This is a genomic window from Pantoea sp. AG1095 (assembly GCF_003208415.1).
GTDB classification, from domain to species: domain Bacteria; phylum Pseudomonadota; class Gammaproteobacteria; order Enterobacterales; family Enterobacteriaceae; genus Pantoea; species Pantoea leporis.
In genome coordinates this window covers 323457-337718 of sequence record NZ_QKMJ01000004.1, presented here as the reverse complement: position 1 = coordinate 337718, position 14262 = coordinate 323457, and the positions used below count along the sequence as shown (strand labels likewise).

Annotated in this window: 13 protein-coding genes; 7 read left to right on the top strand and 6 right to left on the bottom strand. The window is 55.5% G+C overall.

Translation table 11 applies throughout. The features are described 5' to 3' along the window. Positions 1-9: 9 nt before the first annotated feature. The 4 genes from DEU53_RS11955 to DEU53_RS11940 are packed head-to-tail and all read right to left on the bottom strand — an operon-like array spanning position 10 to position 3281. Positions 10-981, bottom strand: a complete 972-nt coding sequence (locus DEU53_RS11955) for an autoinducer 2 ABC transporter substrate-binding protein (RefSeq protein ID WP_101761368.1) — start codon at positions 979-981, stop codon at positions 10-12. Positions 982-1012: 31 nt separating this feature from the next. Further along, a complete protein-coding gene (locus DEU53_RS11950) occupies positions 1013-1780 on the bottom strand; it encodes an ATP-binding cassette domain-containing protein (protein ID WP_101761367.1) in 768 nt (255 codons plus the stop codon). Next, positions 1777-2436, bottom strand: coding sequence for a TenA family protein (locus tag DEU53_RS11945; RefSeq protein ID WP_110867213.1), 660 nt, complete (start codon positions 2434-2436; stop codon positions 1777-1779). The genes DEU53_RS11950 and DEU53_RS11945 overlap by 4 nt, the downstream gene beginning before the upstream one ends. Beyond that, positions 2436-3281 (bottom strand): BtpA/SgcQ family protein, encoded by an 846-nt coding sequence (locus DEU53_RS11940; protein ID WP_110867212.1) that lies wholly within the window; start codon positions 3279-3281, stop codon positions 2436-2438. The genes DEU53_RS11945 and DEU53_RS11940 overlap by 1 nt, the downstream gene beginning before the upstream one ends. A 28-nt stretch (positions 3282-3309) precedes the next feature. On the opposite strand from DEU53_RS11940, the gene DEU53_RS11935 reads away from it, so the two are divergent. Beyond that, positions 3310-4179, top strand: coding sequence for a PfkB family carbohydrate kinase (locus DEU53_RS11935; protein ID WP_110867211.1), 870 nt, complete (start codon positions 3310-3312; stop codon positions 4177-4179). A gap of 4 nt (positions 4180-4183) precedes the next feature. Here the strand turns inward: DEU53_RS11935 and DEU53_RS11930 are convergent, their stop codons facing one another. Then, positions 4184-5134 (bottom strand): substrate-binding domain-containing protein, encoded by a 951-nt coding sequence (locus DEU53_RS11930; RefSeq protein ID WP_110867210.1) that lies wholly within the window; start codon positions 5132-5134, stop codon positions 4184-4186. 349 nt (positions 5135-5483) lie between these two features. On the opposite strand from DEU53_RS11930, the gene DEU53_RS11925 reads away from it, so the two are divergent. The 6 genes from DEU53_RS11925 to DEU53_RS11900 all read left to right on the top strand — a co-directional run bounded on the left by DEU53_RS11925 (position 5484) and on the right by DEU53_RS11900 (position 11619). After that, complete coding sequence (locus tag DEU53_RS11925; RefSeq protein ID WP_110867209.1) at positions 5484-6512, top strand: LacI family DNA-binding transcriptional regulator; 1029 nt, start codon at positions 5484-5486, stop codon at positions 6510-6512. Positions 6513-6882: 370 nt separating this feature from the next. Next, positions 6883-7629, top strand: coding sequence for an ATP-binding cassette domain-containing protein (locus DEU53_RS11920; protein WP_176972170.1), 747 nt, complete (start codon positions 6883-6885; stop codon positions 7627-7629). An 18-nt stretch (positions 7630-7647) separates the two neighbouring features. Further along, the gene (locus DEU53_RS11915; RefSeq protein ID WP_199559706.1) at positions 7648-8649 is read left to right on the top strand and encodes an ABC transporter permease; all 1002 of its coding nucleotides are present in this window, start codon (positions 7648-7650) and stop codon (positions 8647-8649) included. Positions 8650-8652: 3 nt separating this feature from the next. Continuing rightward, complete coding sequence (locus DEU53_RS11910) at positions 8653-9732, top strand: phosphotriesterase (RefSeq protein ID WP_110867206.1); 1080 nt, start codon at positions 8653-8655, stop codon at positions 9730-9732. Positions 9733-9745: 13 nt separating this feature from the next. Beyond that, positions 9746-10501, top strand: coding sequence for a glutamine amidotransferase (locus DEU53_RS11905; RefSeq protein WP_110867205.1), 756 nt, complete (start codon positions 9746-9748; stop codon positions 10499-10501). Beyond that, positions 10501-11619 (top strand): M20 family metallopeptidase, encoded by a 1119-nt coding sequence (locus DEU53_RS11900; RefSeq protein ID WP_110867204.1) that lies wholly within the window; start codon positions 10501-10503, stop codon positions 11617-11619. Before DEU53_RS11905 ends, DEU53_RS11900 begins: the two co-directional genes overlap by 1 nt. Before the next feature lie 69 nt (positions 11620-11688). Here DEU53_RS11900 and fhuE read toward each other — a convergent pair whose 3' ends face one another. Next, positions 11689-13884 (bottom strand): ferric-rhodotorulic acid/ferric-coprogen receptor FhuE, encoded by a 2196-nt coding sequence (fhuE, locus tag DEU53_RS11895; RefSeq protein WP_110867203.1) that lies wholly within the window; start codon positions 13882-13884, stop codon positions 11689-11691. Positions 13885-14262 lie beyond the last annotated feature (378 nt).

The following is a 14262-nucleotide window of genomic DNA, read 5'->3' as shown; positions in this document are numbered from 1 at the left end:
GAAGCCCCGTTAGAATTTGAACTGATCGACATTCTCTTTGGTGAATACCGCTGGCGAACCGAGCAGCAGCACGCCGGTTTTGCTGTCAAACTTCACCGCTTCGGCGAAGCCCGGCACGCGGTTTTCCGCGCTGAAGGCTTTGCCATCAATCAGCTGTTTGCCTGCCCAAACGGTGAGATAACCGAGCTTCTCCGGATCCCACAACACGGTGTAACCAAAGGCGCCGCTTTTCAGGTAGGCGCGCGCGGTGTTCGGGCTGCAGAAACCGCTGCCGATCACTTTGCCATTTTTGCCTGCGGTCTCAATCGCCTGTGCCACGCCAGGGCAAGTGGTGGAGGCCATAGCGATCAGGCCTTTGATATCCGGATTCGCCGACATCAAATCGGTGGCGATCTGCGCCGCGCGGCTGGCGGAACCGCCGGCATATTGCGGTTTCAGCAAAGTGATATGGGGATATTTGCTCTTCACCCGCTGCTGCATAAAGCCAATCCAGCTGTTGAGGTTGGAGGCGGTGGCTTCGCCGGAGACGATGCCGATTTTGCCGTGATCGCCGACGCGCTTGACCATCTCATCAATGATGGTGTCACCCAAACCCTGATCGGTGGCCTGCGCCACATAAACCGGGCGTCCGCTGTCGGGCGCGTCGCTGTCGCTGGTAAACAGATGCACATTGTTGGCTTTCGCCTGCGCCAACACCGGCGCGATGCTTGAGGCATCGAGCACGCTGATGCCAATCGCATTCACTTTCTGCGCGATCAGGTTCTGCACAATCTGCAATTGATCCATGGGATTGGTATCCACCGGACCGCTGTAAACGAACTCGACGCCCAGGTCGCTGGCCGCGCGTTTACCGCCCGCTTCCATCGCCTGAAAATAGGGAATACCGATGATCTGCGGCACAAAGGCCACTTTCTCGGCGGCGAGGGCATAACCTGAAAACAGTAATGAGAGAGAACAGACTGCAGTGGTAATTCGACGCATCTTTATTTCCCCTGGGTTAATGAGACAACAATTACTGATTCTCAAAGGCGCGCGCATCGGGATGCGCACCGGTAATTAATGAAACGATTTCATCGGGCGAGGTTTCGGCGTGACGGCGCTCAGCAATTTTTCGCCCCCGGCGGAACACCACCATGCGATCGGCTACCGCGAACACATCGCTGATGTTGTGGCTGATCAGCACCACCGCGCAGCCGCGTGCGGCGAGTTTGCGGGTGAGCTGTAACACCTTCTGCGTTTCAGCCACCGCCAGCGCGGCGGTCGGTTCATCCATGATCACCAGCTGCGCGTTAAGGTTGAGCGCACGACAGATCGCCACCGCCTGGCGCTGTCCGCCCGAGAGGCTGCCAACCGAGGCTTCGGCATCGGAGATATGCGCGTCGAGATCCTTTAACAGCTGATCGACCTGCTCGCGCATTTCCCGGCGACGCAAGAACGGTATGCCCAGCACGCGCCGCTTGAGCTCACGGCCAAGAAACACGTTTTCCGCGATGCTGAGGTTCTCCGCCAGCGCCAGCTCCTGATAAATGGTGGCGATGCCGTGTTCAGATGCCTGGCGCGGCGAGGTGAATTTCACCGCTTTACCATCGATCCACAATTCGCCGTCGCTGGCGCTGTAGGCGCCCGACAACACTTTGGTAAAGGTGGATTTGCCCGCGCCGTTATCCCCCAACAGCGCCAGTACTTCACCGCGATGGATGCTGAGATTGACCTGATTGAGGGCGGTTAAGGCGCCAAAACGTTTGCAAATGTTGCGCGCTTCAATAAAACAGCTGCTCATCTCGCCTCCCCGCTGCTGAGATAGGCGGCGCTGTGGAAATCGATTTCCCACTGCAGCACCTGCGCGTAGAGATTGGATAAGCGCTGCTTCTCCTCTTGCGTCAATGCCAACGCGGCGCGATCCAGCTCAGCTTTCAGCCACCGCGCCTGCTGGTGAAACTCCTCTTCGGCATGCATATCGACCCAATGGCGAATGTCGTCATCCAGCAGCGGCTGGGCACTAACGCGCGCGCACCAGTGGTAATACATCCACTCGGCACCAAACATCAGCGTGAGGATCTCGGCGAAACTGCCCTGCTTTGCCACGTTAAACATGCCATCGCGAAAGGCGGTGACGCCGGGCAGATCGTCGGGATAATCCAGTGGGTTAATATTGCGGCGCGCCAGCACCGCTTCAAACCAGGCGATTTGCGTGTCCACCAGCGCATTCAGCACGCCGATTAACCAGCGCTGCTGACGGATATCCGGCGCTTTGCTTACCGCCAGCGCGAAGATGTTGATGGCGGTGGCGACAAAGTTGCCTTCGAATACCAGATAGCGATTGAATACCGCGTCGGGCAGCTGATTGCGCTCGATATCCAGCACAAACGGATGCTGCTGCATCGCCTGCCACAGCGTGTGGTGCTGCTGCAAAAGCTGGTCAGTGAAGCTGTTCATTACGCCTCCTCCAGCGCCGCTTGCGCCACGGACATAAAGTGCTTCACGCGTTCCAGCTCGACCTCATTCCACCACACGCCATCAAATTTCAGGGTGCTGGCGACGATCACGCCTTGAGTACGACCAAGAATCTGGCAGACGTTGGCAGGCGTGACGCCGGAACCGACCAGCAGCGGCAGCTCGGTGGCGGCGCGGATTTCGTCGATCTCATCCAGCGTGGCGCTGTCGCCGGTGCGTTGCCCGGTAGCGATCACCGCATCGGCTTCAAAGAAATCGACGTCGCGCGTCAGCTCCTGAATCGAGCGATCAGCCACAATCGCGTGGCTGCCGTGTTTGACGTGGCTGTCGGCAAACACGCGAATGTGTTCGGCGCGCAGCTGACTGCGGTAGCGCAGCGCTTTCGCCGCCGCACCTTCAATAAAGCCTTCGTTGGCGATATAGGCGTTGGCCCACTGATTGACGCGCACAAAATCCGCGCCGCCGGCTAAAGCGGTGGCAAAGGCGGGAATCGCGGCGTTCGCCAATACGTTAATGCCCAACGGCACGCCAAAACGCTCGCGGATCTTTTCGGTGATCACCGCCATAAAAGCGGCAGTTTCCGGCCCAATATCGTCTGGTTTGGCAAACGGAATATCGCCGTGGTTTTCGATAATTAACCCATGCATGCCACCGGAAATATAATTATCGGCATCACGCAGTGCGCGCTCAATAATAGCCGAGAGCGGTTTACCGCGATATTTAGGTGCACCCGGAAAAGCATCACAATGCACTACGCCAATCACTGCTTTCTTTCTGGAAAAAATATCTTGTATTGCGCTGGTTTTTCCTGCTGATATAGAAACCATCTTCTCCACCTTATTAACGAGAACCATTATGCAAATTTATGTTGCAGGGAATATTGTTGTTGATGAAACCTGGTCGATTGGCGATCTGCCGCAAAAAGGCGCATCGATCCACGGCGTAAAAACCTCGCAGGATATTGGCGGTAAAGGCGCGAATCAGGCGATTGTTATTGCACGCTGTGGTCTCGATACACGATTAATTGCCGCAATCGGTCACGACAGTAACGGACAATGGCTGCGTGAGAAAATAGCGCATGAGCCGGTTAAGCTATTTCCCACTCAATATTCTTCACCACACAGCGACTCCTCAATTATTCTTAACAGCAGCGATGGCGATAACGCCATTATTACTACCACCGCTGCGGCAGATGCATTAACCGTCGAACAGATGCTGCCTTATTTAGCCGATGCAAAGAAAGGCGATATAATGCTGCAACAGGGCAACTTCTCGGTTGAGAAAACCCGTGTTCTTTTTATCTGGGCAAAAGCCAACGGCATGAAAACGGTCTTTAATCCTTCGCCGGTCAATGCTAATTTCGCCCAACTTTGGCCGCTAGTGGATATCGCGGTGGTTAACCAGCTGGAAGCTGAGCGGCTGCAACCGGCTGGCGTCAGCACCTTAGTGATCACCCAAGGCGCACAAGGCGCGTGGTTGATCACCGAAACCGAGCGCCACTTCTGTCCGGCAGCGCCGGTAAACGCGGTGGACAGCACTGGCGCGGGCGATACCTTCCTCGCCGTGCTGCTCGCCTCCTCGCTGTTACGCGAAGTGGAGCCCGATGCGCTTGCCCTGCAGCATGCCAGCCAGGCCGCCGCTATTACCGTGAGTCGTACCGGCACCGTTAACGCTTTCCCCACACAACAGGAACTCGCTGCGCTGCTGGCTACGCGCAGCGAGTGATCGGTTACTTAAACAGCGAACGGTAACTGTCGACGTTCGCTTTGGTGACCACGGTGGCCGGCACCAGAATAGTTTTGTTCACCGTTTTGCCTTCGGAGAGCGCGTTGAGTGCTTTCAGCGCCTCTTCACCCATCTTTTTCGGATCCTGCTGCAATACGGCGGTGACGTAGCCGCCATCGATCCCGCTGATGGCTTTGGCCGTCAGATCCCAGCCAAATACTTTGATATCTTTCTGACGGCCCTGGTTTTCCACCGCCGCAATCGCACCCAGCAATGCCGGTTCGCCGGTGGCGTAAATTGCGGTTAAATCAGGATTGCCAGTGATCAGATTTTCTGCGGCCGTCATGGCGTTGTCCTGAATATTCTGGCCATCTACCACATCGGCAACGGTGATTTTGCTGTTGGTTTTGATAGTCTCTTCGAAGCCTTTCTGACGCTGGTTCTGAATCGCCGAGTTCAATGCACCAACAATGCCGAGACGCGCTTTGCCGCCCATCTCTTTCGCTACGTAATCGACGAAATATTTACCGAGGATTTTGCCGCCTTCGAGATTATCTACGCCAACCTGCGCTGCTTGTGGACCGGCCGGTAATACAGCATCAATGGCGATGACCGGAATGTTAGCCGCTGCGGCTTCTTTAATGGCGGGCATAATGCCGTTGACGTCAATGGCATCAACCAAAATACCTTTCACACCTTGCTGAATATAGTTTTCAATTGCATCGTTCTGCGCCACTGGATTATCGGTGGCGTTAAAGATAACCAGATCTTTTCCGCTGGCTTTTGCGGCTTCCTGTGCGCCCTGATTCATCAGATTAAAGAACAGCGCCTGCTGATTAATTTGCACCAACGCATACGTCGGCGCAGCCTGCGCCAGCGAGAAAAATGAACCCGCAGTAATTAAGGTGGAAGCCAAAACCAATGAACGCAGTTTTCCGGTGAAAGATAACATCATGGTGTTCCTCGTCGGGAATAAATAATAATCAGCGTTTCCCAGCGTTAAGCACTGAGATTATTTTTGGCGGGCAAATATCGATGACGTGATATACACACTGCATAAGTGCAGTGTTTTTATAGCGACCTGCTTAAGTTTGTTTCGGTAACCCATCCGCTAGGAATACCCGGTGAAATAACTTAAGTCGGCTTGGGAAGTGATTCCCGGTAATGCGGTAAACTGTGCATACAATTCGCTGAGTAAATATTTTTGTCAAGTGTTTATTTGGTTGGCGATGTGTAATGATTAACGCGTAAGGTCGCCATTCATGGCGACCTTGTAACCACCACACGATGATCCCGATGTAATAATGGCGAGGAACATGAATTCAAAACGCGTGTTGTTATCCGACGTGGCACAATTAGCCGGGCTCTCTAAAGCCACGGTCTCTCGCTATATGAATCACAGTATCGTGTTGCCGCAGGAGACAATTGACCGCATCGAAGCGGCGATTCGCCAGCTCGATTATCGCGGCAACAGCCTGGCGCGACGCCTGAGCAAAGGCGGCAGCGAAACCCTGGGTTTGGTGCTGCCCGATATCACCAACTCCTTCTTTGCCGAACTGGCTGATGCCGCAGAAGAGGCGGCGTCGGCGCGCGGTTACAGTTTGGTGCTGTGCATCACCCGCAACAATCCCGACAAAGAAGCGCAGTTCATTCGCTGGCTGGATACGCGCCAGGTGGATGGCCTGCTGTTCACCACCAACCGACCGGATAACGGTTTGTTGCGTAAAGAGATTCAGCGCCATCAGCATATTGTGTTGCTTGATGAAGATATTCCCGGCAGCAGCGTGCCGAAAGTGTTTGCCGACAACGTGCAGGGCGGACGCATCGCCACCGAACAGCTGATCGCCGCCGGACATCGCCACATCGCCTTTATCGGTGGCCCGGAACAGTTGATGAGCGTGCGCGAACGTTATCTCGGCTTCTGCACCGCCATGAAGCAGGCCGGTTTATCGGTGCCTGCAGAATGGGTGATGTACGGCAACTACGAGCGCGAGTTCGGTCAGCAGGCTTTGCAGCGGCTGTTCAGCCAGTCGCCGCGCCCTTCCGCAGTGTTTGCGGCCAGCGATTATCTGGTGCTGGGATTGCTGGACGGTTTACGCGCCAGCGGCTTGCAGGCACCGGATGCCCTTTCGCTGGTCGGCTTTGATGATGCTAACTACACCGACCTGACGCAGCCGCGCATCTCCACCATCCGCCAACCCGCGCGCGAACTGGGTTATACCGCCGTGGACATCATGCTGCGCCTGCTGAATAACGACGTGAATATCCCGCTGGAAACACGCTTACCCGTTGAATGGGTGGGACGCGATTCGATTCAAATCCGCCTACCCTGATCCACCGTGGCGCAAAATTGCACAGCTTTGGCGCAAAAGTTGATCAATCAAGTGAAGTTCAGTACTTCGAGGTAAACCGGTTTACTGAACAATAAAATTTTAACCTGCTGAATTTTCTCGCATTTGATGCAGGCCAAACTGACTAAATTCTAACCTGGCACAGAAGCTGCAACGTTCCCAGCGGCAAACAAATATCGTTGTAACCCATTGCTCTGGAAGTGCGGCCAGTGTTTTAACTGACAGGTAAACCGGTTTACTAGAGGGTAAATCGTGTCAGTTAAAGCATTGCTGCGCTAACAGGCCAAGTTCCCGGTAACCGATTGGGAGTGTTCAGATGCAGCAGCCTCATGCTACCCCAGCGCGGGTAGAGATGATTAACATCACCAAAACTTACGGTTCGATACGATCCCTACGCGGCGTCAATCTTCAACTGGCACCGGGCGAAGTGCTGGGCTTAGTCGGCGACAACGGCGCGGGTAAATCGACGCTGACCAAGGTGCTCTCCGGCGCGGTGGTGCCCACCAGCGGCACCATTCGCATTGACGGTGAACAGCAACACTTCACCAATCCGGCCGATTCGCGCCGCTGCCATATTGAAATGGTCTATCAGGATCTGTCGCTATGCGACACGGTGGATGTCGCCGGCAATCTGTTTATGGGACGCGAGCCGATGAAAAGCGTGCTCGGCATTCCCTTTCTCGATCAGGCAAAAATGCACGCCGAAGCGCGCGAGATGCTGAAAGGTTTGGGCATTTCGATTCCGGATACGCGCTTGCTGGTGCGCAATTTGTCAGGCGGACAACGCCAGGCTATTGCCATTGCGCGCGCCGCCGCCTTCGAACCGAAAGTGCTGATCATGGATGAACCGACCGCTGCCTTAGCGGTGGCAGAAGTGGAAGCAGTGCTGGAGTTGATTCGCCGCGTCTCGGCGCGCGGCGTCAGCGTTATCCTCATCACCCATCGCCTGCAGGATCTGTTCCTGGTGTGCGATCGCATCATGGTGATGTACGAAGGCACCAACGTGGCGGACCGGCGAGTGGCGGATACCAGCTTAAGCGATATCGTTAATTTGATCGTGGGTGAGAAATTTACCGCTCACTCAGCGGCTGCACACTGAGGTAACGGGATGAGCATCATGAATTTAAGCAGTTCGCGCATGATCCAGCATTCGCTACCGCGTCGCCTGTTGCACAACCATTCGGGCGTGGTAAGCATTGCGCTGTTTTTCATCTTTTGCTGCGTGGTGTTTTCGCTGATCACCAGCAATTTTCTCTCCAGCACCAACTGGCTGAACATCATTCGCCAAAGCGCCCCGCTGCTGATCGTCGCCACCGCGATGACGCTGGTGATCACCACCGGCGGCATTGATTTATCGGTGGGTTCAACACTGGCGCTGGTGGGCGCGCTTTCGGCTATCGCGCTGAATAACTGGGGATTGCCGTGGCCGGTGGTGTTAATTGGCGGACTGCTGCTGGGCGGATTGGTTGGCGCCATCAACGGCTTCTTTATCGCCTTTGAGGGGATTCCGGCGTTTATCGTCACCCTGGCGACGTTAGCAGTGGTGCGTGGGATCGCGCTGCTGGTCACTCAGGGTTATTCGATTCCGGTGCCGGCCGACAGCCTGTTTACCTTTATGGGACGCGCGTGGGTGCTGGGCATTCCGATGCCGGCGCTGATTGGCATTGTGGTGCTGTTCGCCGGGCATATTGTGCTCAACCACATGCGCTTTGGTCGCTACGTGACGGCGATTGGTTCGAATGCCGAAGGCGCGCGTCGCAGCGGCATCAATACTAAATCGGTCACCATGAAGGTCTACATTATCAGCGGCATGGCGGCGGCGCTGGCCGGGATGATTATCACCGCGCGTCTCGGCAGCGGCTCATCCAATCAGGGCGAAGGCTTTGAGTTGCAGGTGATCGCCGCCGTGGTGCTCGGCAGCACCAGCCTGTTTGGCGGCTTCGGCACCATTATCGGTACGCTGCTGGGCGCGCTGTCGATTGCGATTATCCAGAACGGGCTGATCCTGTCGCACATCTCGCCGTTCTATACGCAAATCGCAACCGGCACCATCATTCTGCTCGCCATCTGGCTCAACACCCGCATTCTCAATCCCACTCGCGCACCGGCAAAAGGATAGCTCATGAAAGGATCGATTTTTCGCCATGCGGATCCGTTACCGCTCGGCGTGAGCAGCGGACATGTGATGACGGTTTTAGGGCCGCTGCCGCTGGCCGAGATGGGCGTTACCTTGATGCATGAACACATTCTGTTGGATGCATCCGGCAAGTGGGTGCCGCCCTGCTGTTGCAGCGATCGTCATATCGCTGAGATGCCGGTGAAAATGGAGAATCTCGGTGAACTCAACATGAACCCGCTGATGAGCCGCGATAACTGCCAGCTGTTTGACGTCGATATGGCGATTGACGAGCTGATGAAGTATCGCGCGCTGGGCGGCGAAACCATCGTCGATCCTACCAACATCGGCATTGGCCGCGATCCCAAAGGGCTGCAACGCATCGCGCGCTTAACCGGACTCAACATCGTGATGGGCACCGGCTTGTATCTGGAGCCGTCGCATCCGGAATGGGTGAAGAGCATCAGCGTTGAGCAACTCACCGAGAAGCTGATTTTTGACCTTGGCGGCGCAGCGGAGAAACCCGAGGTGATCGCCGGATTGATCGGCGAGATCGGCATCTCCAGCCGCTTTACCGCCGATGAAGAGAAATCGCTGCGTGCCGCCGGACGCGCCAGTGCGGCAACCGGCGTGCCGATTCAGGTGCATCTGCCGGGTTGGGAACGTTTGGGTCACAAAGTGCTGGATATTCTGCAGCAGGAAGGCGCCGATCTGCGTCACACCGTGCTGTGCCATATGAATCCCAGCTTTGCCGATAAGACCTATCAGCGTGAACTGGCCGACCGCGGCGTGTTCCTGGAATACGACATGATCGGCATGAACTATTACTACGCTGATGAATCCGCGCAATCGCCTTCCGATGAAGAGAACGCGCGCGCCATCTGCGAGCTGATTGATGACGGCTACATTCAGCAGATTTTGCTGTCGCAGGATGTGTTCCTGAAAACCATGCTGACGCGCTTTGGCGGCCACGGTTATGGCTACATCCTCAAACATTTTGTCCCGCGTCTGAAACGTCACGGCGTTAGCGGCGAACAACTCGAAACCTTAATGATTGCTAACCCGCAGCGCGTATTTGGCGGGTAAAAGGGAAAATATCATGCAGAAACAAGTCTTGCTGGTGGGCGAATCCTGGACCAGCACCTCGAACCACATCAAAGGCTTTGACCAGTTCTCCACCGCCACCTGGCACAGCGGTGCCAGCGATTTTATCGCGGCGCTGAAGGATAGCGATTACGCCATTACCCACATGCCAGCGCATGCCGCCGCCACCGATTTCCCGCTGACGCTCGAAGGGCTGCAAAAGTGGGATGTGATAATTCTTTCGGATATTGGTGCCAATACGCTGCTGCTGCATCCCGATACCTGGCTGAAAAGCCGTCGTACCGCCAATCGCCTGGCATTGATCCACGATTACGTCGCCGCTGGCGGCAGCCTGATGATGATCGGCGGCTACTTCAGTTTTCAGGGCATCAACGGCGGCGCGCGATTCCGCAATACGCTGGTGGAAAAGGTGTTGCCGGTGCGCTGCCTCGCCTGGGATGACCGCATTGAAACGCCGGAAGGTTCTACGCTGGAGATGACGCAATCACATGCGCTGTTCGATAACATCTCCGGCGAATGGCCGTGGATGCTGGGCTACAACGAGGTGGAGATGCAGCCCGAAGGCACGCTGCTGGCGACCGTCGCCGGAACAGCGCATCCTTTATTAGCGGTGCGGGAATATCAGCAAGGCCGTTCGCTGGTGTGGACTAGCGATATGTCGGCGCACTGGCTGCCGGAAGAGTTCACCCAATGGCCCGGCTATCGCCAGCTGTGGGTTAACTGTTTCGACTGGCTGACGGAGCGCGCCTGATGCATCCCGCTTCACTGGCACTTGCTCAGCAACTGCTCGGCTTCGACACCATTAATCCACCGGGCAACGAAGCCGCATGCATGGCGTTTTTTGCCGCGTGGCTCAGCGATCAGGGTTTTGAGGTGCAGCTATCGTCGTTTGGCGAAGGTCGCTGCAATCTTGTGGCGCAGATGCGCGGTACCGCTGCGGGCAAACCGCTGGCATTTACCGGACATCTCGACACCGTGCCGCTCGGCAATCAGCCGTGGCAGCACGATCCTTTTGGTTCGAAGATTGAGGACGATCGGCTTTATGGGCGCGGTTCGAGTGACATGAAAGCGGCCATCGCCGCTTTTGCCCACGCCTGCATCGAGCAGCAACCGGCGATTCGCGCCGGGCGTGGCGTGGTGTTGCTGATTACCGGCGGTGAAGAGACCGGCTGCGATGGCGCACAGGCGCTGATTGCGGCCGGAACGTTGCCAGAGATTGGCGCATTGATCGTTGGTGAACCCACCGCCAACTATCCGGTAATTGGTCACAAAGGCGCGCTGTGGCTGCGCTGCGAGACGCGTGGCAAAACCGCGCACGGTGCGATGCCGGAATTAGGCATTAACGCCATCTATCTCGCTGCCGATGCGTTAGGCAAAATCCGCCACTTCTCGCCGGGCGCGCCGCATCCTTTAATGAAGCAACCGACGCTGAACGTTGGCCGCATTCAGGGCGGCCTGAATATTAACTCGGTGCCGGATCGCACGGCGTTTGATGTTGATATCCGCAGCGCGCCAAACCTGCAACACGCCGCTATTCGCCAGCGGTTAGGCGAATTAATGGGCGAAGCAGTGCACATCACCACTTTGGTCGATCTGCCTGCGGTGGTGAGTTCCGAAGAGAATCTGTGGATTCAGTCGATCTATCGTCATTGTCAGGCGTTTTTCGAGCAGCCGTTGCAAGCGCGCGTGGTGCCCTACTTTACCGATGCATCGTTGCTGTTGCCCGCGCTGGGTGATCCGCCGTGCATTATTTTAGGTCCGGGCGAACCGACGATGGCGCATCAAACCGATGAGTATTGTCTGGTGAGTAAGCTGGGGGAAGCCGAGCAGCTGTATGGGCAGATTATTGTGGAGTGGATGAAGGGTTAATATCGGTCGCCATGAATGGCGACCGCCGAGAATTGCTGGGTACACAGTCCTGCGCACCCAGCATCTTTATCAGAAACGATAGCTCGCCGAGACGGAGAAATTACGTGGATCGCCGTACACGATGCCGCCGTTGCTGACGTTGGTGTCGTACTCTTTGTCGAACAGGTTGTTGATGTTTGCCTGCAGTGAGACGTTTTTGGTGACGTCGTAGCGTGCGAACAGATCCACCACCGAGTAGCTGCCCTGACGTGCGCGCCAGGTGCCTTCGCCGTCTGGACCGCCAATGTCGCCGTAGGTTTTCGACTGCCATGTCACGCCACCACCCAGGGTCAACTGATCCAGCATCGGCAAGCGATAGCTGGTGAAGAGGTTGAATGAGGTGCGTGGCAGCTGAGAATTGTAATTCTCGCCTTCGCGATCTTGCGCCACATAACTGGTACCGCCGAAGGTCATCTGCCAGTTATCGGTTACCGCACCGTTGACTTCAAACTCCACGCCACGGCTCACTACGCCACTTTTACCCACATAAATGGCATTGCCCGTTTCCGGGTTGGTTTGTCCGGTCGCTTCGCCAACGTTATCCAGTTCAGTGCGGAATACGGAGATCGAGGTAGTCAGACGGCTGTTAAACCAGTCTGATTTCACGCCCGCTTCGTAGTTTTTACCAATCACCGGCGCCAGGAATGCACCTGAGGCATCCTGATAATCCTGCGGCTGGAATACCGAGGTGTAGCTGGCATACGCCGACCAGTTGTCGTAGAAGTCCCAAATCACACCACCGTACGGCGTGATGTTGTTCTTCTCCATCTCTTCGCTCAGCGTCTGACGATTCCAGTTGGTATAACGCGCGCCCAGAATCACATGCAGCGGATCGGCCAGCGAGATGCGTGTTGCCAGATAAGCAGATTTCTGACGTACCAGCTGTGTATCTGAAGCCGGTTCGCGCGGATCCCAGTTGGATTCCGGGAAATCGCCGTTGTAGTTATTGAAGTTACCCAGCTCTGCTGATGAGATGTTCTCCCACGAGCTGTAGTACTTGTTGTCCTGACGACTGTAGTTAACGCCAATCATCAGCTCATGCTGACGTCCCAACAATTCGTATGGGCCGCTGGCGAAGGCATCCACCGCATCCACTTTACGTTTGCCGGTGTTATAGCCGGTGCCGCCGATAACCGGATAGCCGGCGTAAGAGGAAGAGCCCGCGCCGGTGGTTTTATCAAAGAAGCCATCGATATACAGCTGTTTGCTGTCGAGGAACATTTCGTTGTGCGTGCCGTTAAGCGTGATGTTCCAGCCGTTATCGAAGTTTTGCTGCAGGTTAACAAAGACCTTTTTGTTTTCTTTGTTGTTGTAAGCCCAGTCTGGCGCGGTGTTGTAACCACGACGCGCTTTGATCTGAGAACCGTCGGTATACCAGCGCGGGGAACCGCTCCACATTGGCGAATCGGTGTTTACCTGGGTAAATTCGTAACCAACCGACAATTTGGTGGAGTCGGTCAGATCAGCGTCAACCACGCCATAAACGAACTTTTTGTCTGCGCCGTAGCGTTCGATAAAGCTGTTTTTGTCTTCATAGCCCGCAACTAGCCGACCACGTACGTTCCCTTCAGGCGACAGCGGTGCAGAGAGATCGGCAACGTAACGCTGCTTGTTCCAGCTGCCGTAGCTGGCGGAAACATCACCGGTGAACTCTTTGCTATCGGCGTGCTTGCGCACCATGTTGATGGAGGCGGAAGGATTACCTGGGCCAGTCAGCAAGCCGGTGGCACCGCGCACCACTTCGACGCGCTCATACAGCGCCATGTCGCTCTGCGCGTCGCCAAGGTTCCAGCGTGAGGCGAAGGCAGTTGGAATACCGTCGACCATATAGTTGTCGATCAGGAAACCGCGCGAATAGTAGTTGGTGCGGTCCATATCGGAAGAGACGCCGTGGATACCGGTGGTGTTCTTCAGCACATCGTTCAGCGATTGCAGCTGTTGGTCTTGCATACGCTGCTTGCTGACGATTGAAACCGATTGCGGAATATCGCGCGCGGTGAGCGCCATTTTGGTACCGGCACGCGTCACCGGTACGCTGTAATCCTGTGCCGCCTGCTGTTGCTGATCGGCGTTGGCGCTGGCATCCACGTTCAGCGTCTGTTCGATGGTGGTGGTCTCTGCTGCCTGCGCGATACCTGACGCAACCATCACAGCCAGTAAAGAGAGACGTAACGCACGCTGAGGCGCACTGCCGGGTTTCCTGACGCGCAAATCACTGAAAGACATACGATTCCTCAATCAACTTATCGTTATTTTTTTGCGGCACCGCTGCTGACGTCGGAAAGAGGAACGACAGTAAGGAAGCCGTTAAGAAAGCAAATGAGAAATATACGCATTAAGATTTCCAATGCAAGAAATTGTTACCAGTTTACTGACACTTTTACACTTGGTGAAAAGCCTTATTCTTCAACGAGTAATAGTTGACTTACGTTATTTTCAGGAAGGTTCATGGCGGGGCTTTCGGCAACTATGTGAAATTGAACAGATTCTTATGTGTACGGTAACCATTTATGGCGACCTTCACACGCACCGCATACACACGCATATTAAATCACCCACTATTATTCTCCTTACTCTCACGCGTCACGTGAATAAGCCAAATAG